This is a genomic window from Arsenicicoccus cauae, from assembly GCF_043162025.1.
Classification (GTDB): domain Bacteria; phylum Actinomycetota; class Actinomycetes; order Actinomycetales; family Dermatophilaceae; genus Arsenicicoccus; species Arsenicicoccus cauae.
In genome coordinates this window covers 569,956-592,280 of the sequence record NZ_CP171001.1, presented here as the reverse complement: position 1 = coordinate 592,280, position 22,325 = coordinate 569,956, and the positions used below count along the sequence as shown (strand labels likewise).

26 protein-coding genes are annotated in these 22,325 nt (G+C 72.9%); 15 read left to right on the top strand and 11 right to left on the bottom strand.

Annotation, left to right across the window (positions count from 1 at the left end; translation table 11 throughout):
* Nucleotides 1–188: 188 nt before the first annotated feature.
* The gene (locus ACF3NS_RS02740) at nt 189–1,805 is read right to left on the bottom strand and encodes a molybdopterin-dependent oxidoreductase (RefSeq protein WP_392467667.1); all 1,617 of its coding nucleotides are present in this window, start codon (nt 1,803–1,805) and stop codon (nt 189–191) included.
* A 68-nt stretch (nt 1,806–1,873) separates the two neighbouring features.
* Between ACF3NS_RS02740 and ACF3NS_RS02735 the strand changes: the two genes are divergently transcribed.
* From ACF3NS_RS02735 to ACF3NS_RS02725, 3 genes are read left to right on the top strand one after another with little or no spacing between them, the layout of a single operon-like run.
* Nucleotides 1,874–2,110: a helix-turn-helix domain-containing protein gene (locus tag ACF3NS_RS02735; RefSeq protein ID WP_392467665.1), complete on the top strand. Its 237-nt coding sequence runs from the start codon at nt 1,874–1,876 to the stop codon at nt 2,108–2,110.
* Nucleotides 2,046–2,855 (top strand): helix-turn-helix domain-containing protein, encoded by an 810-nt coding sequence (locus tag ACF3NS_RS02730; RefSeq protein ID WP_392467663.1) that lies wholly within the window; start codon nt 2,046–2,048, stop codon nt 2,853–2,855. Before ACF3NS_RS02735 ends, ACF3NS_RS02730 begins: the two co-directional genes overlap by 65 nt.
* A 19-nt stretch (nt 2,856–2,874) precedes the next feature.
* Nucleotides 2,875–3,282, top strand: coding sequence for a VOC family protein (locus tag ACF3NS_RS02725; RefSeq protein WP_392467661.1), 408 nt, complete (start codon nt 2,875–2,877; stop codon nt 3,280–3,282).
* A gap of 41 nt (nt 3,283–3,323) precedes the next feature.
* Here the strand turns inward: ACF3NS_RS02725 and ACF3NS_RS02720 are convergent, their stop codons facing one another.
* The gene (locus ACF3NS_RS02720) at nt 3,324–4,361 is read right to left on the bottom strand and encodes a zinc-binding dehydrogenase (RefSeq protein WP_286959735.1); all 1,038 of its coding nucleotides are present in this window, start codon (nt 4,359–4,361) and stop codon (nt 3,324–3,326) included.
* 75 nt (nt 4,362–4,436) lie between these two features.
* On the opposite strand from ACF3NS_RS02720, the gene ACF3NS_RS02715 reads away from it, so the two are divergent.
* The 5 genes from ACF3NS_RS02715 (at nt 4,437) to ACF3NS_RS02695 (ending at nt 8,241) form a co-directional block, all read left to right on the top strand.
* Nucleotides 4,437–5,641 (top strand): IS3 family transposase gene (locus tag ACF3NS_RS02715; RefSeq protein WP_392467658.1). Its coding sequence is split into 2 segments (ribosomal slippage): nt 4,437–4,689 and nt 4,689–5,641, totalling 1,206 coding nucleotides; the frame shifts between segments, so codons are not numbered across the junction.
* 167 nt (nt 5,642–5,808) lie between these two features.
* Nucleotides 5,809–6,339 (top strand): DUF1697 domain-containing protein, encoded by a 531-nt coding sequence (locus tag ACF3NS_RS02710; RefSeq protein WP_392467657.1) that lies wholly within the window; start codon nt 5,809–5,811, stop codon nt 6,337–6,339.
* Nucleotides 6,340–6,440: 101 nt separating this feature from the next.
* On the top strand, nt 6,441–7,355 hold the full coding sequence (locus ACF3NS_RS02705; protein ID WP_392467655.1) for a hypothetical protein: 915 nt from the start codon (nt 6,441–6,443) through the stop codon (nt 7,353–7,355).
* 70 nt (nt 7,356–7,425) lie between these two features.
* Complete coding sequence (locus tag ACF3NS_RS02700; protein ID WP_154594320.1) at nt 7,426–7,707, top strand: mycoredoxin; 282 nt, start codon at nt 7,426–7,428, stop codon at nt 7,705–7,707.
* A 24-nt stretch (nt 7,708–7,731) separates the two neighbouring features.
* Nucleotides 7,732–8,241, top strand: coding sequence for a metallophosphoesterase family protein (locus ACF3NS_RS02695; protein ID WP_392467652.1), 510 nt, complete (start codon nt 7,732–7,734; stop codon nt 8,239–8,241).
* A gap of 82 nt (nt 8,242–8,323) precedes the next feature.
* On the opposite strand, the gene ACF3NS_RS02690 is transcribed toward ACF3NS_RS02695, so the two are convergent.
* The 8 genes from ACF3NS_RS02690 to ACF3NS_RS02655 form a co-directional block, all read right to left on the bottom strand.
* Nucleotides 8,324–9,187, bottom strand: a complete 864-nt coding sequence (locus ACF3NS_RS02690; protein WP_392467650.1) for an NAD(P)H-binding protein — start codon at nt 9,185–9,187, stop codon at nt 8,324–8,326.
* Nucleotides 9,180–9,572: a DUF2237 family protein gene (locus ACF3NS_RS02685; RefSeq protein WP_154594322.1), complete on the bottom strand. Its 393-nt coding sequence runs from the start codon at nt 9,570–9,572 to the stop codon at nt 9,180–9,182. The genes ACF3NS_RS02690 and ACF3NS_RS02685 overlap by 8 nt, the downstream gene beginning before the upstream one ends.
* Nucleotides 9,573–9,859: 287 nt before the next feature.
* Nucleotides 9,860–10,672, bottom strand: coding sequence for an NAD-dependent epimerase/dehydratase family protein (locus tag ACF3NS_RS02680; RefSeq protein ID WP_392467648.1), 813 nt, complete (start codon nt 10,670–10,672; stop codon nt 9,860–9,862).
* Nucleotides 10,669–11,160, bottom strand: a complete 492-nt coding sequence (locus ACF3NS_RS02675) for a GNAT family N-acetyltransferase (protein ID WP_311966710.1) — start codon at nt 11,158–11,160, stop codon at nt 10,669–10,671. The genes ACF3NS_RS02680 and ACF3NS_RS02675 overlap by 4 nt, the downstream gene beginning before the upstream one ends.
* Nucleotides 11,157–12,017 carry an FkbM family methyltransferase gene (locus ACF3NS_RS02670; protein ID WP_392467647.1) on the bottom strand — a complete coding sequence of 287 codons (861 nt, stop codon included), beginning with the start codon at nt 12,015–12,017 and terminating at the stop codon, nt 11,157–11,159. Before ACF3NS_RS02670 ends, ACF3NS_RS02675 begins: the two co-directional genes overlap by 4 nt.
* Before the next feature lie 51 nt (nt 12,018–12,068).
* Nucleotides 12,069–13,361, bottom strand: a complete 1,293-nt coding sequence (locus ACF3NS_RS02665) for an RNA polymerase sigma factor (RefSeq protein WP_392467646.1) — start codon at nt 13,359–13,361, stop codon at nt 12,069–12,071.
* Nucleotides 13,362–13,365: 4 nt separating this feature from the next.
* Nucleotides 13,366–13,713, bottom strand: a complete 348-nt coding sequence (locus ACF3NS_RS02660) for a YciI family protein (RefSeq protein ID WP_392467644.1) — start codon at nt 13,711–13,713, stop codon at nt 13,366–13,368.
* Entirely contained in the window at nt 13,710–14,072 is a 363-nt protein-coding gene (locus ACF3NS_RS02655) for a YciI family protein (RefSeq protein WP_154594325.1), read from the bottom strand. Before ACF3NS_RS02655 ends, ACF3NS_RS02660 begins: the two co-directional genes overlap by 4 nt.
* 168 nt (nt 14,073–14,240) lie before the next feature.
* On the opposite strand from ACF3NS_RS02655, the gene ACF3NS_RS02650 reads away from it, so the two are divergent.
* Nucleotides 14,241–15,158: an SDR family oxidoreductase gene (locus tag ACF3NS_RS02650; RefSeq protein ID WP_392467642.1), complete on the top strand. Its 918-nt coding sequence runs from the start codon at nt 14,241–14,243 to the stop codon at nt 15,156–15,158.
* A 7-nt stretch (nt 15,159–15,165) separates the two neighbouring features.
* Here the strand turns inward: ACF3NS_RS02650 and ACF3NS_RS02645 are convergent, their stop codons facing one another.
* Nucleotides 15,166–15,549 carry a hypothetical protein gene (locus ACF3NS_RS02645; protein ID WP_154591959.1) on the bottom strand — a complete coding sequence of 128 codons (384 nt, stop codon included), beginning with the start codon at nt 15,547–15,549 and terminating at the stop codon, nt 15,166–15,168.
* 139 nt (nt 15,550–15,688) lie between these two features.
* Between ACF3NS_RS02645 and ACF3NS_RS02640 the strand changes: the two genes are divergently transcribed.
* The 6 genes from ACF3NS_RS02640 (at nt 15,689) to ACF3NS_RS02615 (ending at nt 22,322) form a co-directional block, all read left to right on the top strand.
* Nucleotides 15,689–16,318, top strand: coding sequence for a GNAT family N-acetyltransferase (locus ACF3NS_RS02640; RefSeq protein ID WP_288799077.1), 630 nt, complete (start codon nt 15,689–15,691; stop codon nt 16,316–16,318).
* A 346-nt stretch (nt 16,319–16,664) separates the two neighbouring features.
* Nucleotides 16,665–16,958, top strand: a complete 294-nt coding sequence (locus ACF3NS_RS02635) for a peptidylprolyl isomerase (RefSeq protein WP_392467640.1) — start codon at nt 16,665–16,667, stop codon at nt 16,956–16,958.
* A 120-nt stretch (nt 16,959–17,078) separates the two neighbouring features.
* Nucleotides 17,079–18,614: an ABC transporter substrate-binding protein gene (locus ACF3NS_RS02630; RefSeq protein ID WP_392467638.1), complete on the top strand. Its 1,536-nt coding sequence runs from the start codon at nt 17,079–17,081 to the stop codon at nt 18,612–18,614.
* Nucleotides 18,614–19,645: an ABC transporter permease gene (locus ACF3NS_RS02625; protein WP_392467636.1), complete on the top strand. Its 1,032-nt coding sequence runs from the start codon at nt 18,614–18,616 to the stop codon at nt 19,643–19,645. The genes ACF3NS_RS02630 and ACF3NS_RS02625 overlap by 1 nt, the downstream gene beginning before the upstream one ends.
* A complete protein-coding gene (locus ACF3NS_RS02620; protein ID WP_392467634.1) occupies nt 19,642–20,523 on the top strand; it encodes an ABC transporter permease in 882 nt (293 codons plus the stop codon). The genes ACF3NS_RS02625 and ACF3NS_RS02620 overlap by 4 nt, the downstream gene beginning before the upstream one ends.
* Nucleotides 20,523–22,322 (top strand): ABC transporter ATP-binding protein, encoded by a 1,800-nt coding sequence (locus ACF3NS_RS02615; protein ID WP_392467633.1) that lies wholly within the window; start codon nt 20,523–20,525, stop codon nt 22,320–22,322. The genes ACF3NS_RS02620 and ACF3NS_RS02615 overlap by 1 nt, the downstream gene beginning before the upstream one ends.
* Nucleotides 22,323–22,325: the final 3 nt, after the last annotated feature.

Below are 22,325 nucleotides of genomic sequence, written 5' to 3'. Positions count from 1 at the left end.
TCACGAAGCGCTCCCCGGTGGGGCGATGGGCGCGGACGGGCCCCTGCCTCGCCGTGGTGCTCGCCCCGCTCACGAGGATGCGGTGGTGGCCATGACGGGGACGTTGTTCGTGTGCATCGCCGCCTGCTCGGACCTGACGGGGTCGACGACCGGTTGCGTTTGGACGAGCCGTGCCCGGGGCGGGTCGGTCAGGAGACCGTGACGGTGATGGTGTGGTGGCCGGTCGCGCCGTTCGGCGCCGGCGGGGCGAGCTCTGCGGTCTGGGGCTGCCCGGTCGCGTCGATCGCTCGTATGCCGATCGTGTGCCGCCCCGACGTGGCCGGCCACTCGTAGACCCACTGGCGCCAGGCGTCGGACGTGGCGTCCGCGCCGAGCCGGGCGTCGACCCAGGGGCCGCCGTCGACCTGCACCTGCACGCCCGTGATCCCGCGGTGCTGCGCCCACGCGACGCCCGCCACGGCGACGGTGCCGGCGGCCACGGTCGCCCCGTCGCGGGGGACGTCGATGCGGGACTGGGTCTTGACCGGACCGAGTGCCGACCAGCCGCGTGGTGTCCAGTAGCCCTGGTCCGCCGCGAAGGTCGTGACCTTGAGCTCGGTCACCCACTTCGTGGCGCTGACGTAGCCGTAGAGGCCAGGCACGACCAGGCGCACGGGGAAGCCGTGCTCGGGCAGCAGGGGCTGGCCGTTCTGCGCGACGACGAGCAGGGCGTCCCGGTCGTCGGTCAAGGCCTCCAGCGGGGTGCCGGCGGTGAAACCGTCGACGCTGGTGGACAGGACCATGTCAGCGCCGTCGCGAACCCCGGCCTCGCGCAACAGCTCTCGCACGGGCCACCCCGTCCAGACGGCGTTGCCGTTGAGGGTGCCACCCACCTCGTTGGAGACGCACATCAGCGTGACCATCGACTCCTGCATGGGCTTGGCCAGCAGGGTCGGCCAGTCGAGGGTGATCTCGCGGTCGACCAGGCCGGTCACGCGCAGGGACCAGGTGGCGGGGTCGACCTGCGGGACGACCAGCGCCGTGTCGATGCGGTAGAAGTCGGCGTTGGGCACAACGAACGGCGTGACGCCGGCGATGCCCAGGTCGGCGCCCGCCGGCACGACCACCGGCGTGGCGACCCTCGGCACGACGAACGCCGCCCGGGCCGCCGCCCCGGCTCGCGCGCTGCCCGCCACGAGGCGACCGACGGCCACCGCCGCGGCCCCTCCGACGACGGCGGCGATGCCCGAGCCCAGCAGGACCCGACGCGAGACCGTGCCCGGCGTGGTCCCGGTCCGGGAGGCGGAGCCAGCGACCCCCGTGCCGACGACGCCGGTGCCGACGCCGCCTGCCGACCATCGCGAGAGCGCCCACATCCCGGCAAGGCCGCCGAGCAGCAGCGGGACCAGGTCGGTGACGTCGGCGTGCGGGCGGGACAGCACGGCCGCCAGGGCGACGCCCACGAGCAGCGCGAGGGCGACCAGGGCGCCCCGCACGGTGCGGACCGCCACGAGCCCGACGCCGCAGGCGAGCACGACGAGGGTGACCACGATCCCGGCATACAGCACGGTCTTGTCGCTCGTGCCGAAGGTCGCGACCGCGAAGTCCTTGAGCCACGGGGGAGTCCGGTCGACGAAGGCACCCCCCACCGCGTCGATCGGGGACGGCGTCCCGCCCGTCCAGGCGGCTCGCTGGGCGACGCCCGCCAGCACCTCGGCGACGCCGACGGTCACCGCCCCCGCGGCCAGCCCGACGAGCGCCCCCCGGGCGGCCGGGCCGACCCGGTCGCCCGGCCGCTCCGGTGCCGCATCGTGGTCCAGGCTCACCCTGACGACGGTACGCCCCCGGGTGTGACAGGGGTAGTCGCTGGTCCCGTGCCAGCGGGAGGATTCGTATGACTCTTGGCGAGCGACTGCGCAGGGCACGGCTGGCTGCCGGGATGACCCAGGCCGGGCTCGCCGACGCGCGCTTCTCCGTGAGCGACATCTCCCACCTCGAGTCGGGTCGGCGCCCGCATGCCGCAGCCACCCTCGACGGGCCGTCCTGCACGTGCCAGCCTGGACGCCATGCAGCACGACCGGCGGGTGCACCCCGCTCTGGCGGGCCTGGTCCACCGGATGTCGGGCTATGACCTGCGCCTCGACCCGCGCGCGGTGCACCACGGTGTGCCCGGCCCGAGCGCGACCGTCATCATCAGCTTCGACGAGCCGCTCGACGTGACCTGGTGCGACCAGCCCGACGCGCGTTCGCGGCAGTGGCTGCTCGCCTCCGGGCTCCACACCCGCCCGGCGCTGATCCGCACCCACGGCGTGCAGCACGGCATCCAGCTGGACCTCACGCCGGCCGGCTGCCGTGCGCTGCTGGGGGTGCCGGCCGCGGCGATCGCCCGCGGTCTCGTCGCCCACGCCGACCTGCCCACGGGCATCCCCCACGACCTGCACGAGCGGCTGGCGGGGCTGGATCGGTGGGGGTGGGACGCGCGGTTCGCCCTGCTCGAGGAGCATCTGCTGCAGGTTGCCGCACGTCAACGGTCCGTCGTGCCAGACGATCTCGCGCACGCGTGGCGGCTGCTCGACCGCCGGGGCGGGCGGGTGACGATGTCCGGCCTCGCGTCCGAGGTGGGCTGGTCGCGGCGCCACCTGGTCACCCGCTTCACCGGCGAGTTCGGGCTGCCGCCGCAGGAGGTCCGGCAGCTCCACAGGTTCGGTGCGGCGATGCGCCTCGCGCGCGCCGGGCAGCCGTGGGTCGAGGTCGCCGCCCGCGCGGGGTATGCCGACCAGGCCCACCTCAGCCGCGAGTTCCGTGCACTCGCCGGGCAGACGCCCACGCAGTGGCGGTCCGAGGTGTTCCCCATCGTTCAAGACGATCCGGCGTGAGCCGCAGGAGGCTGGAGCCATGACCACACCAACCCTGTTCCACAGCATCCACTTCGACGACGCCGACGCGGGCCTGACCTTCCTGCGGGCGCTGGGCTTCGACGAGCGCGCGGTCCACCGCGACCCTGACGACCCGAGCACGGTCGCGCACGCCGAGCTCGCCTGGGGCGCTGCCGGTGGCGTCATGTGCGGCTCCGCGGGGCGGGCCGTCCCGTCCGGCAGCGACTACCAGCGGCGCGTCGGCGTCGCCACCTGCTATCTCGTCGTCCCCACCGACGAGCAGGTCGACGAGGTCCACGAGCGCGCGCTCGCGGCGGGCGGCACCTCGCTCATGGCGCCGTCGGACCAGGACTACGGCGGCCGGTCCGCCTCGGTCGCCGATCCCGAGGGCAACCAGTACTCCATCGGGTCCTACGCGGGGGCGTGAGGGCGGGCCGGGGCCGTGCAGCCGTGCCAGGCCGGGGCGCGTCAGCGGCGGGGATCGATGATCGTGATGCCGGCGGGCGCGGCCGTGTCCATCGCGGGCAGCAGCCGCGCCGCGTCCGCCAGGCCGACAGCCCGCTCGACCAGGTCCTGCGGTCGCAGCGCACCGCCCTCGATCAGCGCCAGCATCCCGGGGTAGTCCGCGGCCGCCATGCCGTGGCTGCCGAGCAGGTCGAGCTCCCAGGCGATCACGCGGTCCATGGGGAGGCGCGGATGGCCGTCCACGGGCGGCAGCAGACCGACCTGCACGTGTCGCCCGCGTCGGCGCAGGCTGAGCACGGCGCTCGCGGCGGTCTGCTCGCTGCCCACCGCGTCGACGCTGACGTGCGCCCCGCCGGTCAGGGCCTGCACCTCGGCGGGGACGTCCACCCCGGTCTCGCTGAGGACCGTGCTGGTCGCGCCCATCGCGGCGGCGCGCTCGAGCGCCCCGACCGACCGGTCCACCGCGACGACCCGCGCCCCGAGCGCGCTCGCGACCATGACCGCGCTGAGCCCGACGCCCCCGGCCCCCACGACGCACACCCACTCGCCGGGCTGCACGTCGGCACGAGCGGTGAGGGCGCGGTAGGCCGTCGCGAACCGGCAGCCCAGGCTGGCCGCCGCCTCGGTCGTGACGCCGTCGGGGATGGCGACGAGATTGGTGTCGGCGGCGTGCAGCACCACCCGCTCGGCAAAGGATCCCCAGTGCGTGAAACCGGGCTGCTCCTGCGCGGGGCACACCTGCGCCTGACCGGTGAGGCACCAGTCGCAGCGTCCGCACCCGCACACGAAGGGCACCGTCACGCGATCGCCGACCCGCCAGCGCGAGACGCCCGTGCCGACGACGCTGACCACGCCGGCCAGCTCGTGCCCTGGCACGTGGGGCAGCGCGACGTCGTCGTGCCCGGCCCAGGCGTGCCAGTCGCTGCGGCACAGTCCCGTGGCGTGCACGTCGACGACCACCCCGCCCGCGGGCGGCGCGGGGTCGGCCACCTCCCGCACCTGCAGCGGCCCGGCCAGCTCGTCCATCACGACAGCACGCACGCTTGAGGTTGCCCCCGTTCGACGGACACCCTGACTGGCCCGGCTCTGAGTAGCTGGGCGGGAGAGGATGCCTTCATGGGTGCCAAGAGGAAGAGTTTCACCCCGCAGTACCGCCGTGATGCCGCTCATCTGGTGATCGACTCCGGCCGCACGATCGCGGCGGTCGCCTCAGAGATCGGGATCGGTGAGCAGCTGCTGGGTCGGTGGGTCGCCAGGGAGCGTGCACGGATGGATGAGCCGCCGCCGGCGGGCGATATCAATGAGCGGGCCGAGCTGGAACGCTTGCGCGCGGAGAACGCTCAGCTGCGGATGGATCGGGAGTTCCTGAAAAAAGCAGCGGCCTTCTTCGTGGCGGAGAACGCGTCGAACCAGACGTCGCGTTCGCAGTGATCCACGCGGAGAAGGCCTGCACCGAAGGTCCTCGATCCACGATCGAGGACATGTGTCACCTGCTCGAGGTGTCCCGGTCGGGGTATTACGACTGGGTCGCGCGGCAGGGGGCCGGGCCGGGCCCGCGCGAGCAGCGGTTGCTCGACCTGGCCGACAAGGTCCTGACCGCTCATGAGGACTCTGATGGGGTGTACGGCTCGCCCCGGATCACCGCTGAGTTGCGTCAGGCCGGTCAGGTCGTGTCCCGTAAGACGGTCGCGAAAGTGATGCGCGCCAAGGGGATTGAGGGCATCAGTCCCCGCTCGTGGCATCCGGTGACCACGATCGTGGACCCGTCCGCGCACTCGATTCCGGATCTGGTTGAGCGCCGCTTCGACCAAGGAGAGCTGAACACGGTGTGGACCTCGGACATCACCTACCTGGCCACTGGTGAGGGCTGGCTGTACTTGTGCGCGGTGCGTGACGGCTGCTCGCGCCGGGTGATTGGGTACGCGTTCAGCGACAGCCTGCACACCGACGTCGTCGAGGACGCCTTGCGTCGCGCGGCCACCTTCCGTGAGGGCGACACGACCGGGGTCATCTTCCACGCCGACCGCGGCTGCCAGTACACCTCGGACCAGCTGGACCGTGCCGCCCGCGACCTGAAGGTGCGTCTGTCCGTGGGGCGCACGGGAGTCTGTTGGGACAACGCCCAGCAGGAGAGCTTTTGGTCAACGCTCAAGACCGAGCACTACAACCGCTACGAATTCGCCACCCGGGCCGCGGCGATCCGCAGCGTCACCGAATGGATCGAGACCGTGTACAACCGCCGTCGACGCCACAGCGCGCTCGGCAACATCAGCCCGGTAGCCTTCGAGCGCGGGTTCAACGCGGCGGCAGAAGCCGCTTAAGCCGGTGTCCGTCGAACGGGGTCAACCCCAGGCTCGCTCCTCTCGACTGCCCGCGAGTCTAGGTGCCCGCCCGTCGAGCCCGCCCTCCCGCCTCCCAACGGGTGGGTGGGCGCCTCTCGACGGGGTGGGCGGGGGCGTCTCGGCGGGTGGTGGGGGAGGATGGCGTCATGAGCACCTGGATCGGCTTCCTGCGGGCGATCAACCTCGCCGGCAAGCGGACGTTCTCGCCCCAGCAGATCGTCGCGTGCCTGGAGGCGGCGGGGTTCACCGACGTCGCCACCCACATCAACACCGGCAACGTGCGCCTCACCACGACGATGCGCTCGCGCGACAAGGTCGTCGCCGCGATGGAGCGAGCATTCCTGGACGACCGGGGATTCGAGGTGCCGGTGGCGCTGCTGACGCCGGCGGAGGTCCGCGCGGTGGCCGACGAGCTGGACGAGGTCGGCGAGGGGCACGAGGGCAGGCACTACGTGTCCTTCCTGCCGCAGGAGCCGTCCGCGGAGGTGGTCGCTGCGCTGCACGCCCTCGAGGCTCCCGGCGAGCGGGTCGTGCCCCGTGGGCGGGCCGTGCACCTGCTGCTCGGCCCCGACTACCACCGGTCGCGACTCACCAACACGGCCGTCGAGCGCGTCGCAGGGATGGCCACCAACCGCAACCGCACCGTGGTCGAGGCCATCGCGGCCAAGTGGTGCTGAGACGGGTCGCCCGGATGGATGTGCAACCTCCTGGCCCGTGAGCCGCGTCTCCCCAGCAGAGCCAGGGCGCACCGCCCGGTCCATGAAACAGGGGGAACGTCATGGGAACTCGCATCGCAGCACTCGCCTCGTCCGCCGTCGTCGTGCTGGCGCTGACCGCCTGCGGCTCCGGGGGGAGCGACGCGGCGGACAGCTCGGCGGCCCGGTCGAGCGCCGCGTCGGCGTCCGGCGGGAGCACGGCCGGCATGCCGTCCGCGCCCACCGCCACCAACGGGACGGGCAGCGCGGGTGCCGGCACGACCGGCACCACGACCCGCGCGGCGCGCCCGTCCACGGGCACGCAGGGGGGAGGCCAGGTGACCGGCGCGACCGGCGGGCTCAAGGCCTATCTCGAGGCGCACCTCGCCGACGTCAACAAGGGGGATGGCTGCGACGTGAACATCCGCGTCGACAAGCGGGTCGGCGGCTACGCGCGCGGCAGCTACTTCGCGTCGGAGTGCGAGGCAGGCAAGGGCATCTGGGCCTACAGCGAGGCGGCCGGCTGGCACGTCGTGCACCGCGGGCAGGAGCCGCCACAGTGCACCGAGCTGGCCCGCCTGGCGCCTCAGATGCCGACCAGCATCGCCGGGCAGTGCCTCCTCGACGGCAAGGCCGTCACCTGGCGACCCGGCCTGGTCGCCGAGCCCGACCCACAGGTCACGGGCGCGACGGGCGAGCTGCGGACCTACCTCCTCGGGCGGCTGCGGACGATGAACGCCGGCGACGGCTGCGACCTCGGGGCCGGCGTCGACAAGCGGGTCGGCGGCTACGCGCGCGGCAGCTACTTCGCGCCGGAGTGCGAGGGCGCGGCCGCCCTGTGGGCCCAGGGCGCCAACGGCTGGTCCGAGGTGTGGAGCGGCCAGGACACGCCGACCTGCGCGACCCTGCGGTCCAGGGCGCCGGGCATGCCCACCTCGATCGTCGACAGGTGCGTGGGTGACGCAGGCAAGGCAGAGCCCTGGCGTCCGACGCGCTGATCGGCTCGAGCCGGGGCGGGGCGGGGCACGGCTGCGGAATCGCCCGGCCCGCCCCGGTGTTGGGGAGGGCATGAACGTGAGCGAGATCCTCCCCCCCGGCGTCGCCCTGCCGCCGGCCGGCACCATCACGATGTTCTCCACCACCTGGTGCGGCTACTGCCGCCGCCTCAAGGGCGACCTCGACCGCGCCGGGATCGGCTACACCGAGGTCAACATCGAGGACTCGTCCGCCAGCGCCGAGCTGGTCGAGACCATCAACCACGGCAACCAGACGGTGCCGACCGTGCTCTTTCCCGACGGCAGCTCGGCCACCAATCCCTCGTTGGCCGAGGTCCGTTCGCGGCTCGGCTGAGTCTGCCGTGCCGTCGCCCTCGCCGTGGTCAGCCGTCTGACGCGGCTGCTGGTGGTCGCGGACACGCACGCGCCCCGGCGCTGGAAGTCCGTGCCGCCCAGGCTCGTTCCCCTGCTGGAGGGGGCGAACGTCGTGCTGCACGCGGGTGACGTGTGCGTGCCGGCGGTGCTCGACGAGCTGTCGGCGTTCGCGCCCGTCCTGGTCGTCCTCGGCAACAACGACGGCCCGGAGGTCGCCTCGTGGGGAGGCGGTGTCCCGGAGACGCTGTCGCTCGAGGTCGACGGCGTCCGCCTCGCGATGATCCACGACGCCGGTCCCCGGCAGGGGCGAGGGCGGCGGATGCGGCGGCGGTTCCCGGAGGCCGACGTGGTCGTCTACGGCCACTCCCACATCCCCATGGACCTCGTGGAGGACGGGACGCATCTGTTCAACCCCGGGTCGCCGACCGACAAGAGGCGGCAGCCGCGGCACACGGCCGGGATCCTCGAGATCGCCGCAGGCGAGCTCGTCCGCCACGAGATCGTGGCCCTCTGAGGCTGAGGCGTCATTGCGCCTGGCGCGCGTCATCGGGTGAGTCCGCTGCTCGTCGACGAGCAGCAGACTCACCCGATCCGGGTCAGACGGTGAGGCCGAGCCCGGTCAGCAGGGCGCGGTAGCCCTCGCGATAGGTCGGGTGCTGCAGCGTGAAGCCGGTCGACCGTAGACGCGCGTTGGACAGGCAGCGACCCTCGGCCACGGATCGACCAGGTGTGCTGACCGACCACGAGATCCCCAGCAGCGCAGCGACATACGCGCTCAGCTCGCCGCTGGTGCAGGGCTCGTCATCGGTGACGACGTAGAGCGGGTCCGGCGCCTCGGGGCGGGTCAGGAGGTGGACGACGGCGGCCGCCGCGTCGTGCCGGTGCAGCCGATTGGTCCACCGGTGCGGGTGCGGGTCCTCGCCGCGGCGCACCTGCGCGACGATGCGGGGCTCGCGGTCGCCGTACAGGCCGCTGAGCCGGGCCACCGTGCCGTGCGGCACCGCCTCCCGGAACGCCGACTCGGCCTCGAGCAGCACCCGCGAGGTCGCGCGTGACGGCTCCGGCGTGGTGGCCTCGTCCACGAGACCGGTGGCGTCGCCATACACCCCGGTCGAGGACACGAGCACCGCCCGGCGAGGTGACCGGCCCGCCCGGCAGGCTGCCTCGAGGGCACGTGACATCCCCTCGACGTAGGTGCGCCGGTAGCCGGCCTCGTCGCGCTCGTCCGCGGTCAGGCAGACCACGAGCAGGTCGGCGGACAGGTCCGGCAGGGGAGCCCGGGGGTCGGTGATGTCGGCGGAGAGGCCGGTCAGCGGAGGCGGCACCAGGTCGGCGTGGCGACGCACCGCGCGCACGTCGACGCCGGCCGACGCGAGGCGCAGCCCGATCCGGGACCCGAGGTCGCCGCACCCGACGAGCGTGGCGGTCGCCCGAGCGGCCCCGTCGGGGGCGTCACCCATCGAGCGAACTGGTGTCGTCCGGCACGTCGACGGCGTAGCCGCGCAGCACCTCCAGCGGCACGATCCCCAGCACCGCCTGGTTGGTCGCGGCGAGCCGCACCGGCGCCGCCGCGCCCGCCTCGTGCGCCATCAGCCAGTTGCGCGCCGTCACACACCAGGTGTCGCCCGGCCGCAGCCCCGAGAAGCCGTACTGCGGGCGTGGCGTCGACAGGTCGTTGCCGATCGACCGCTGGTGCGCCAGGAACTCGACGGTGACGACCGCGCAGATCGAGTGGTGCCCCAGGTCCTCGGGGCCGATGGTGCAGGTCGCGTCGCGATAGAACCCGGTCACGGGGTCCTGCCCGCACTCGTCGAGCGGACCGCCGAGGACGTTGAGCTGGGTCATGGGGCCAGTATGCCGGGGCCCGACGGTCGGTGGGGCCTGGGCCCGACGCCGGGTCACCGCCAGGAGGGGTTCCCGGGCGCGGGGTCCTCTGCCACCCTGGTCACGGGAGGCGAGGGCCTGACGGAGGACGACCCGACCTGGTCGACGCACCGTTGACGCCCGCGCGGTTCGAGGACTTCGCTTCCTGCACCTCCGCAAGGGATAGCGCACTCAGCGCCCCGCAAACCCTCACGATCCTCGGGGGTGCCCGGGAGGTATGGCGCGCCCCGAGGGCACGGCGGGGCGCGTCAGGAGTTGAGCGGCCAGTCGTCGCGCACCGGGGCGCCGCCCTCGACCACGTCCTCCGGCTCGTCGGTGCGCTCGGTCCACGAGTCCCGCGGCCGGTAGCCGAGCTCGAGCATCGTGTTGGTGAGGTCCCAGCGACGGTTGGGGTTGTCCGAGATCGCGTAGTAGAGCCCGAACCTCACCTCGGCCTCGATCGCGCGGCGGAAGACCTGCTCGCAGTCGTCCTCGCTGAGCCACATGGCGTGGAGCACGTCCTCGTCCGCCTCGAACGGGTCCTCGGACATCCAGCCGATCCGCAACGCGATGACGTCGAGGCCGTGCTCGTCGTGGTAGAAGCGCCCGAGCGTCTCGCCGAACACCTTGGACACGCCGTAGAGCGAGTCGGGGCGCGGCAGCTGGTGGGGGTAGACGGGCCACTGCTCGAGCCGGTCGTACATCCCCATCGCGTGGTTGGACGACGCGTAGACCACGCGGCGCACCCCGGCCTGGCGGGCGGCCTCCAGCACGTTGCGGTAGCCCACGATGTTGGCGGCGAGCACGTCGTCCCAGTCGGACTCGGGGGAAGCCGAACCCGCGAGGTGCAGGACGGTGTCGACGCCCTGCATGAGGGGCAGGACCTCGTCGAGGTCCTCGAGGTCGGCGCGCTGCAGCACGCGCTCCTGCTCGTCGTTCCTGGGGGTGCGGCCGTGCTGCACGACCTCGTAGTCGTCGCGCAGGCGGTCGGCCAGCAGCAGCCCGATGCCACCGGTCGCGCCGGTGATGAGGATCCGTCGTTTGGTCTGGGTGGTGCCGGTGTCGGTGTCGGTGTCGGTCATGGCTCCATCATCGCCCGCAGGTCGGCCCGCATGGCGGGAAAGGCGGTCACGCAGAAGCCTGCTCGTTCGTAGAGCTGCCGCCCGTCAGCGGTCGCCATCAGCTCCGCGCGGGCCACGCCGGTCTCGCGGGCCCAGGCCATCACCGCGTCGAACGCCGCGCTGCCGTGCCCCTGTCCGCGGGCGTCCGGCAGCGTGCAGACGTTGCTGACCAGCACGTCCCCGCCGTCCGGCACCCCCGGTGACGGGGCGGCGTCGCGTCGCGCCCCCATCGCGCACGCCACGACGCCGCCCCGCACCTCCACCACCACGATCCGGTATGCCGGATCGGCCAGCCGCTCGACGAACCACCGTCTCGCGGCCGCCCGCCACCGCGGGTCGTCCGCGGCCACCCCCATGGCCTCGAACATGCTCCCGCGCAGCGTCACGAGAGCCTCGACGTCCGCCGCGGCGGCAGGGCGCACCAGGCGGTCGGTCGTGGGCTCGGTCACGACGCTCGGTAGCGCGACTCGGTCGACGGGTCCAGCGCGCGCCGGCGCACCAGCTCCCTTATGGCGTGCAGCGCCACCCCACGCTGGTCGTAGACGACGTGCGCGACCAGCGCCAGGTGGCGCAGCTGCTCGTCGTCGAGCAGGTCGAGGCGCGTGAGGTCTCGGACGTACAGGACGTCGGCCTCGACGAGCTGGCGGGCGTGTCCCTCGTCGGCGTCGGCCCACTGCACGGGAGCCAGGGGCCAGGTCTTGGTCGACACGAATCCCTGCGGCACGAAACCCTGCTCGCGCAGCTCGAGGTCGATGTCGGCGAAGGTCGGCTGGTCGCGGTAGAGGCGGTGGAAGCCCACCTCCACCTGGATGCTCGTGGCGCGGGCCAGCGTCTCGCGGCCGCCGCGAAAGACCATGAGCTCGGCGCCCTGGACGTCGATCTTGAGGTGGTCGAGCAGCTCGATCTCCCGGACGTCGTCGAGACGGGTCGTGGTGAGCGGGATACGGTCGACCACCGTTGCCAGCCGGGGGAAGTCGACGAGCAGCTCCAGCTGGGCGGGGTCGGGCTCGTAGAGGCCGGAGAAGCCCGAGGAGGCGCACAGGTGCAGGGTGTGGGTGCCGCCGTCACCGATGGCATAGGGCAGGTAGCGCTCGAGATCGCTTGCGGCGGAACCCAGCCGGGCCAGCGCCGCGGGCTGCGGCTCGAAGCCCGTGACCCGGCAGGCACGCTCGCGCAGCAGCGCCAGGTAGGGCGGCTCGTCCTCGAGCGGGTTGGCCCCGACGTCGACGACCTCCGTGAGCCGCGCGGGCCCGAGCAGGTCTGCGAGGCGGTCGGACTCGCGTCGTGGGGGGATCGTCCCGGGCATGCTGCTCCTCGTGTCGCGCCGACGGTCCGTCGACCCTAGAGGTGGTGGCCGTCACGGTGGGGGTTGTCCCGTGAGGTGGTCGAGGGCGGCGCGCCGGCCGCGCGGGTGCTCGAGCTCGGCCTCGTTGCGGCACAAGGAGATCGCTGCGTCGTATGCCGTCCTTGCCGCCGTCACGCGTCCGGCCCGGGTCAGGAGCTCGGCGCGCACGGCCTCCAGGCGGTGGCTGCTCCGGTGGGTTATGTGCTGCAGCGCAGCCAGGCCGGACTCATGACCGAACGCCTCGGCCACCGCCACGGCGCGGGCCAGCTCGACGCTCGGGCCGGGCTGCAGGCCCACCAGGAGGTCGTAGTGCGCGACGACCCGGTCCCACCGCGTGTCCTCGGCGCGGGGCGCCGACGCATGCTCGGCGGCGACCCGCGCCTGCAGGAGGTACGACAGGGCCTGCGGGGGGAGGTCGGACCGCAGCACGGGCGAGGCGAGCAGGGCCACCCCCTCGGCGATCTCGTCGTGGTGCCAGCGCCGCCGGTCCTGGTCGGCGAGCAGCACGAGGTGTCCGGCGTCATCCGTGCGGGCATCCCTGCGCGAGTGCTGGAGCAGGACGAGGGCGAGCAGGGCGGTGAGGGTGGGGTCATCGGGCTGCAGCGCCAGCACCGCACGGACGAGCTGCACCGCCTCGCCGGCCAGGTCCACGCGCAGCGGATCCGGGCCGCTGCCCGGCGCGTACCCCGCGGTGAAGGCCAGGTAGGCGGTCTGAGCCACCGTGGACAGCCGGCTCGGCAGCTCGTCGGACCCCGGCACGGCGAAGGGGATCCTGGCCGTGACGATCTTCTTCTTGGCGCGGGTCAGGCGTGCCGCCATCGTGGCCTCGGGCACGAGGAAGAGCCGGGCGATGTCGTGCGTGCTGACCCCCACCACCAGGCGCAGGGCCAAGGCGCTCGCCGCCTCCGGTGCGAGCGCCGGGTGGGTGCACATGAGGACGAGCCGCAGCCGGTCGTCCTCGACGAGGCCGCCGGGGTCGGCCATGGCGCCACCTGCGCCGGCGGTTCGCGCGACGTCGGTGGCGAGCAACGGCATACGACGGTTGTGCATGGCCTCGGCCCGCAACCGGTCCAGGACGCGGCGCGCCGCCGCGGTGTGCAGCCAGGCTGCCGGGTTGTCGGGAGCTCCGTCGGTCGGCCACCGTCTCGCCGCCGCCTCGACCGCGTCGGCGAGGGAGTCCTCGACCAGGTCGAGTCGCCGGAAGCGCGCGAGGAGCAGGGAGATCAGGCGCCCCCACTCCTCGCGCACGACGTCGGCGAGCAGCGCCGCTGCCGCCTCACCGTCCGGCGGGACGCCGCTCGCCACCACGTCAGCCGAGCTCGATGGTCGGACGGATCTCCGTGGCGTAGGACCGCGGCAGCAGAGCGACCGCCGCGATGACCGCGTCGAGGTCAGGCAGCTCGACGTCGTAGTAGCCGGCGATCATCTCCGCCGTCTCCGCGAACGGACCATCGGTCACCACGACGTGCTCGCCGTCGTGGCGGACGGTCGTGGCCGTGTCGGCGTCCGCGAGGGGCGCCGAGCTCACGCGGCGGCCGCGCGCATCGACGGCGGCCTCGAAGGCGGCGTGCGCGTCGGCATACCCCTGCCGCTCCTCCGGCGTCGCCGACGCCCAGGTCGCCGGGTCATAGGCGATGAGCACGAGATAGCGCGTCACGACGGGCGATCCGTGGGATCGACGTTCGGGCGGACCTCGATCCCGTCCCCGGTCGCGGCGATGATCTGGCAGCACTCGAGGAGCCCGTCGAGGTCGTCCGTGGCGATCTGGTAGTAACCGCCGACCTGCTCGGCCGTCTCGGCGAACGGCCCCTCGGTGACCGGGCCACCACCGGCCGGGATCGAGCGGGCCTCGGACAGGCGGGTCAGCTCGCCGCCGCCGAGGATGCGGTGGCCGCCCGCGGCCAGGGCCTCGTTGAACCTCGCGTACTGCGCGTAACCGTCCTTGCGTTGCTGCAGGCTCATCGAGGTCCACCACCGGTCGGGGTCTCCCTTGATCAGCACGGTGTAGTCAGCCATGGAACGTCCTCTCGGGTTGCGGGCCGCACGGCGCGACCTCACCACTGTGACGGCCGGGCGTGCCCGAGATCGACAGCCGTCGGGAGGAAATCTCGCCGAGCGTCCCGTGTGAGACCCCCGCCGCTGCGGGTACGTGCACGGTCAAGCCCACTGACGAAGGAGAGACAGATGTCCGAGGACGCCCACACCACCACCGTGGACCAGCTCACGCTGCAGGACCCCGTGAAGCGCTACCCGTCGATCTCGCCGCCCGCCAAGGCGCTGCCCGGCACCGGGCTGGACGCCGAGATGACGCCCAAGGCCGACCTGGGCGAGAAGTCCTACCGCGGCACCGGACGCCTCGAGGGCCGCAAGGCGCTCATCACCGGTGGCGACTCCGGCATCGGCGCGGCGACCGCGATCGCCTTCGCCCGCGAGGGCGCCGACGTCGTCATCACCTACCTGCCGGAGGAGGAGCAGGACGCCTCGAAGGTCGCCGAGATCATCAAGGCCGAGGGTCGCACCGTGGCCACCGTGCCGGGCGACCTGCGGGACAAGGCCTTTGCCAAGACGCTCGTCGAGGAGGCCGTGCAGACCCTCGGCGGCCTGGACATCCTGGTCAACAACGGCGGCAAGCAGATCGCCACGGAGTCCTTCGACGACATCGACGACGAGCAGCTCGAGGCGACCTATGACATCAACATCCTCGCGATGTTCCGCCTCGTGCGGGCCTCCCTGCCGCACCTCCAGCCGGGCGCCACGATCATCAACACCACGTCCATCCAGGCCTACTCGCCGTCCGCGACGCTGGTCGACTACGCCTCGACCAAGGCCGTGATCAACAACTTCACCAAGGGGCTGGCCGAGCAGCTGGCGCCCAAGGGGATCCGCGTCAACGCGGTGGCCCCCGGCCCGATCTGGACCCCGCTGCAGCCGTCCGGCGGGCAGCTGCCCGACGACCTGCCGGAGTTCGGCAAGTCGACGGCTCTCGGGCGCGCGGGTCAGCCGACCGAGCTCGCCCCGGCGTACGTCTTCCTCGCCTCCCCGGAGTCGAGCTACGTGATCGGGGAGACGCTCAACGTCAACGGCGGTATGCCGACCCCCTGATCGCGGGTCAGCTGTAGGTCGGGCGCTCGCCGTTTTCGGGGTCCTCGGTGCCCTTGACGTCGGTGTCGTGGGTCGCGGGCGACCAGCTCGGGTCGCCGTGGAGCACCGTGCCGTCGTCGAGCGAGATGGTGAGGTTGGTGGCCTGGGCGATGTTCTCCGACAGGCGGTCGACCACGTGCTGGGGCTGCTCGATCCCGAGCTTGCTCAGCCGCTCGCCCAGGATCTCGGACACCGCGTGGGGGTCCCGACCGGACTGGGAGAGCTCCACCAGGTCGTTGACCAGGATGCGGCGCTGGCGCTCGTCGAGCTGCTCGAGCATCGGGGTGCTGAGGGTGACGATCGCGTCGCGGCTCTCGGCGTGCTCGTGGCCTGGCTGAAAGCTGTCGGACATCGGGGCCTCCCGGGAGCCTGGGCGACGAGCCGGCTGCCCGTCTGCCATAACGTGCGTCGAGCCTAGCCCGCGCCTCGTCCCTGGCGCGCCTTGCGGGGTCAGGACGCGCACCGTCCGCAACCGGCTCTAGCGTCTCGGCATGAGCTATCGCGTGGTTCCTCTCGGACCGGACACCTGGGAGCCCTTCGCCGAGCTGGTCGAGCGCAACAACGGGGTGTACGGCGGCTGCTGGTGCATCGGCTTCCACCCCGAGTGCGGGCAGCGCATCGACCACCGCGCCGCCAAGCGCGAGCGCGTCATGACGGACGGCGCGCACGCTGCGCTCGTGATCGACCAGGACGGTCTCGCGCAGGGCTGGGCGCAGTACGGCGACCCCGAGGAGCTCGCCGGCATCAAGCACAAGCGGTCCTACGACCAGGACCCGCCGCCCGAGCCCGACTGGCGGATCACCTGCATCTACGTCGACCGCCGCCACCGCGGGCAGGGGATCGCCCGGCTCGCCCTCGGTGGCGCGCTCGAGCTCATCGCCGCGGCAGGAGGTGGCCTCGTGGAGGCCATCAGCGAGACGACCGTGGGGCGTCAGGCCCAGGGGCGGTTCCTGTTCAGCGCCACCGCCGAGCTCTACGAGGACCACGACTTCCAGCGCGTGCGCCAGGTCGGCAAGCACGCCTGGATCCTCAGCCGCACCATCGCCCCTGCCCACCCGGCCCCTGGCGACCCGGCCCCTGGCGACGTGGTGAGATCGGTGCAGGGTGCCGGTCAGTCCTGACACCGGACCCGCACCGATCTGCCGAGCCGGGGTCGGGCGCCTAGATTGGCGAGCCACGGCTCACCCAGCCCTGACTCCTGCACCTCCACCGCCCTCGCCGCGGCGCCGAGCGCGACGGCCGCTCCCGCACCTGCGTCCCAGCCGGCGTCGAAGCCCGCTCCGCCCTCCGGCCCCACGACCGGCGCGTGCGGATTCACCCCGCTCGAGGACCGCACCTACTCCACGTGGATGGGGCTGCCGCCCGACCCCCAAGAAGGCACAGACCCACGGCAAGGCCGCGGTCGTCCTGCAGACCAACCGGGGCGACATACCCCTGGTCCTCGACAGGGCCGGGGCGCCCTGCACGGTGCAGAGCTTTCTGTTCCTCGTCCGGCAAAAGCTCTACGACGGCACGCTCGCCATGGCCAACGGCGGCCCGGACACCAACGGCAGCCAGTTCTTCCTCGTCTACGAGGGCTCGCGGCTGCGACCGGACTACACCGTCTTCGGCCAGGTGACCGAGGAGGGCATGCAGGTCCTCGACCAGATCGCCGCCGGCGGGATCGACCCCGGCACCGAGGGCATGCCAGAGGACGGTGCCCCGGCGCTCACCACGGTCATCGAGCGCGCGAAGCGCACCGGGGTCGGCGCCACCCGCTGAGGGAGAGCACGTCGGGCGCCTCCCCCGGCCCCGCGCCCGATCCGCCAAGCGTTGCGCCCCCCGAACGCCCGCGCGTCCCCCTCGGTACTGTGGCGGGACCTCAGGGGAGAGGGAACGGCTATGGCAGGCAAGGCGATCAGCCGCAGGGAGGTGCTTCGGCTCGGCGCGGGGCTGAGCGCGGGAGCCGCCCTCGCCGCGTGCTCGCCCGCCCCCGACTCGGTCACCTCCGAGCTGATCCACGGCGCCACCGGCGGTGGGCTCAAGGACACCGTCGACCCGCACTTCCCGGTGACGATGCCGGACATCGCGCGGGTGCGCAGCCTGTTCGAGCCGCTGCTGCGGTTCACGCCGGACTACCGCATCGAGCCGTGCCTGGCCGAGAGCGTCGAGCACAACGCCGACGCCACCCGCTGGACCTTCCACCTGCGCGAGGGCGTGACCTTCCACGACGGGCGACCCCTCACCGCCACGGACGTCAAGGCCTCGCTCGAGCGGATGGGCGACCCCAAGAACCCCACCGCCCTGCTCAGCGACGTCGCCCCGCTCATCGACTTCCCGGCGAGCCGAGCCGTCGACCCGCACACCTACCAGCTCGTGCTCAAGCAGCCCTACGGGATCATGGACCAGCTGCTCGCGGCCTACACCATGGGCATCGTCCCCCAGGACTTCGACCTGGCCCACCCGATCGGCACGGGCCCCTTCCGCTACGAGTCCCTCGTGCCGGGGCAGCGCTCGAGATTCCTCCGCCACGACGGCTACTGGGACCGCAAGGCCGGCGTCGACTCGCTCGTGGTCATCGACTTCACCGACGACGCCGCCAAGGTCTCGGCGCTGCTCGCCGGCCAGGTCCACACCATCGACAACCTCCCCGCCTACCTCGCGGGGGCGATCGAGCGGCAGGGCGCGCACACCCTCGTCTCCGAGACGGGCGGGTGGGTGCCCTTCACCATGCGCGTGGACGCCAAGCCGTTCTCCGACAACCGGGTCCGTCAGGCCATGCGCCTCATCGTGGACCGCCAGCAGCTGATCGACCAGGCGCTCAGCGGCTTCGGGCGGCTCGGCAACGACCTCTACGGCCCCTTCGACCCGGACTACCTCGGCGGCGCCCTGCCGCAGCGCCAGCAGGACGTCGCCCAGGCCAGGCACCTGCTCAAGGCCGCCGGGCACGAGGGCCTCCAGGTCGAGCTGGTCACCTCCACCGCGGTCGGCACCGGAGGCGTCGAGTCCGCCAACCTGCTCGTCCAGCAGGCCGCCAAGGCGGGCGTGCAGGTGCGCGTCACCAAGGCGGACGCCAACACGTTCTACGGCGAGCGCTACCTGTCCTGGGTGTTCGCCCAGGACTTCTGGTCCACCCGGCTCTACCTCCCGCAGGCGATCGCGTGCGCGCTCAAGACCTCGGCCTACAACGAGACCCACTTCGACCACCCGCGGTTCACCGAGCTGATCACCGCGGCCCGCCGCACCACCGACCCCGGGCGGCGGCGCACGCTCGTGCAGGACGCGCAGCGGATCGAGCACGAGGAGGGCGGCCTGATCATCTGGGCGTTCGCCAACCAGGTCGACGGCTACAGCCACCAGGTCAGCGGCCTGCAGCCGGCGCGCGAGCAACCCGTCTCGGCCTACCGGTTCAACACGATCACGCTGAAGGGGAGCTGATGGGCGCCACCGTGCACACCCCGCCTCCCGCGAGCGTCGCGGTCTCGAGCCGCCGCACGCCGGCCCGGGCCTGGACCCGCTGGCTCGTCCGCCGGCTCCTGCTTGCCCTCGCCAGCCTCTGGGTCGTCTCGGTCATCGTCTTTCTCGCCACCACCGCCCTCGGCGACCCGGTCCGCGCGATCCTCGGCAAGGACTACGCCGTCAGCCCCGAGCGCGTCGCCCAGATCCGGGAGGCGCTGCACCTGGACCAGTCGCTGCCCGAGCGCTACCTCACCTGGCTCGGTGGCCTGCTGCGTGGCGACCTCGGCACCAGCATCGCCAGCCAGCAGCCGGTCGGCGAGCTCCTCGGTGACAAGGTGGCCAACAGCGCCTTCCTCGTCCTCGTGGTCGCCCTCGTGATGGTGCCGTTGTCGCTCGGCCTCGCGATCCTCGCCGCTCGGCACCGCGGTCGCGCCGTCGACGACGTCCTGCAGGTCATCACCCTCGCCCTCGCGGGCGTGCCGGAGTTCGTGACCGGCATCCTGCTCGTCGCGCTGCTGTCCACCAGCGTCCTGCACGTTCTGCCCGCCGTCACCGTGCTGCCCGCCGGCGCGATGGTGTGGGAGCGTCCCGCGTCGCTGGTGCTGCCTGTGGCCACCCTCGTCGTCGCCGTCGTCCCCTACCTCTTCCGCATCCTGCGCTCCACGCTCGTGGAGACCCTCGACTCCGACTACGTCGAGCTCGCCCGGCTCAAGGGCATCCCCGAGGACCGGGTGCTGCGGCGCCACGCCCTGCCCAACACCCTCGTCCCCACCGTCCAGGTCACGGCCCTGCAGCTGGCCTGGCTGGTCGGGGGCGTCGTCCTGGTGGAGTACCTCTACAACTTCCCCGGCATCGGGGCGACCCTGGTCGACTCCGTCCGCAACTCGGACTACCCGATGGTGCAGGCGCTCGCGATGCTCATCGCCGCCGCCTACATCCTGCTCAACCTCCTGGCCGACGCCCTGTCGATCCTGCTGACGCCGCGCGCCCGGACGGGGATGGTCGCATGAGCGCCGCCGCCACTCCCGCCAGCACGCCCACCCCCACCGGCACGCCCACCCCCACCCCCACCCGATCGCTGCTCGCCGGGCTGGCGCGCGACCCCCGCGTCGTCATCGGGACCCTCCTGACCCTGGCCGTGGTCCTGCTCGGCGTGTGCGGGCCCTGGATCGCCCCGCACGGCGAGTTCGACATCGTGGGGCGACCGTTCACCCGCCAAGGCTCCTTCCTCGGCACCGACTACCTCGGGCAGGACGTGCTGTTCCGGGTGCTCCACGGCGGGCGCGCCATCCTGGTCACCTCGCTCCTCGCCACCGTGCTGGGCGTGCTGGTGGGGATCTCGTACGGCGTCCTCGCCGCCTACGCGGGTGGCTGGGTCGACGAGCTGCTGATGCGGACCAACGACGTCCTCCTCGCGTTCCCGCAGATCCTCGTGGCGCTGCTCGTGCTGTCCGCCGTCAAGCAACCGGCGTGGTGGGTGGTCGTGCTGTTCGTCGGCCTCGCGCACGCCCCGCGGGTCGCCCGCGTCGCTCGTGGCGTCGCCCTGACCTACGTCCACCAGGACTTCGTGAGCGCCGCCGAGGCCATCGGCGAGCGGCGCTGGCGCATCGTGGCGACCGAGCTCGGCCCCAACCTCACGGTGCCGCTGCTCGCCGAGGCGGGGCTGCGCCTCACCTACTCCATCGGCCTCATCGCCGGCATCGGTTTCCTCGGCTTCGCCTCCGACCCGGGTGCGGCGGACTGGGGGCAGATGACCAACGAGAACCGCCTCGGCCTGCTCGTGCAGCCGTGGGGCGTGCTCGCCCCGGTGCTGGTCATCGCGGTCTTCACCATCGGCACCAACCTCATCGCGGACGCCCTCGGCGCCCGGACGGCCAAGGGGGAGTGATGGGCACCACGGCTCCGGTCTGTGTCGTCGAAGGCCTGCGCGTGGGGCTCACGGGCCGCGGGCTCGACGTGGTGGAGGACGTCGACCTGGTCGTGGCCGCCGGCGAGGTGCTCGGCCTGGTCGGCGAGTCCGGCTCCGGCAAGACCACGACCGGCACGGCGCTGCTGGGATACGCGCGCAGCGGCGCCGAGATCACCGGCGGACGCCTCCACGTCGCCGGGCACGACCTGCGCTCGATGAGCTGGCAGCAGGTCCGCGCCGTGCGGGGGCTCGACGTGGGCTACGTCCCGCAGGACCCCAGCTCGGCCCTCAACCCCGCCATCCGGATCGGGGATCAGCTGCGCGAGCTGCTCGACCTGCACGCCATCGGGTCCCCGCAGGAGCGCCACGAGCGGGTCCGCGAGATCCTGCCCGAGGTCGGGCTCCCCGCCGACGAGGCCTTCCTGCGGCGCTACCCCCACCAGCTGTCCGGCGGGCAGGTGCAGCGCGTCGCGCTCGCCATGGTCTTTCTCCCGCGCCCCGCGGTGCTCGTGCTCGACGAGCCCACCACCGGTCTCGACGTCACGACCCAGGGCAAGGTCCTCGACACGCTCGCCGAGCTGTGCCGCCGCTTCCACGTGGCCGCGCTCTACGTCACCCACGACCTGTCCGTCGTCGCCACCATCGCCGACCGCGTCGCGGTGATGTATGCCGGACAGGTCGTCGAGGTCGGCGCCACGCGCGCGGTGTTCGCCGAGCCGTCCCACCCCTACACGCGGGCGTTGCTGCGCGCCATACCGCACCTGCACAAGCCCTATGCCCTCAGCGGCATCCCCGGCCTCGCCCCCGCTCCCGGGCGCCGGCCGGACGGGTGCCGCTTCAACGACCGGTGCGAGCACGCGGTCGAGGCCTGCCGGGCCACCCAGCCGGCCCTCGTCGAGGTCTCGCGGACGGGCGGCGAGAGCCACGTCGCCCGGTGCCTGCGCGTGGACGAGCTGCCACCGTGGGACCCCGAGGACCGCGCGGTCAGCGACACCGTCCCCGACCGGGAGCGCGAGATCGTGCTGACCGTCGAGGGCCTGGACGTGAGCTATGGCCGCACCCAGGTCGTCCACGACGTCAGCTTCGACCTGGCCCGGCGCGAGATCGTCGCGCTGGTCGGGGAGTCCGGCTCCGGCAAGACCACCACCTCGCGCTGCGTCGCCGGCCTGCACCAGGACTGGACCGGCCGGATCGAGCTCGAGGGCGAGCAGCTGGTGGCGTCCGCGCGGCGGCGCTCCCCGGATCAGCGCAAGCGGGTGCAGTACATCTTCCAGAACCCCTACCAGTCGCTGAACCCCCGCCGCACGGTCGAGCAGATCCTCACCCGACCGCTCGGGCTCTTCGGGATCGCGCGTGGCCGGGCGGCCCGCGAGCGGGCCGCCGAGCTGCTCGACCAGGTGCAGCTCGACCCCTCACTGCTGCGGCTGCGCGCCGGCCGGCTGTCCGGCGGCGAGCGGCAGCGCGTCGCCATCGCGCGGGCGCTCCCCGCCGAGCCGGACGTCCTGGTGTGCGACGAGATCACCTCGGCGCTCGACGTGTCCATCCAGGGGTCGATCACCGCCCTGCTCGACCGGATCAAGGCCGAGCGCGGCATCTCGATGCTCTTCGTCACGCACGACCTGGCGCTCGTGCGGTCCATCGCCGACCGGATCGTCGTGCTGAGCGATGGCCGCGTCGTCGAGCAGGGGCTCACCGCGCAGGTGCTGGACCATCCGCAGGAGGCCTACACGCGCGAGCTGCTGGCCCATACCCCGCAGCTGGACAAGGCGTTCGGCTGAGCG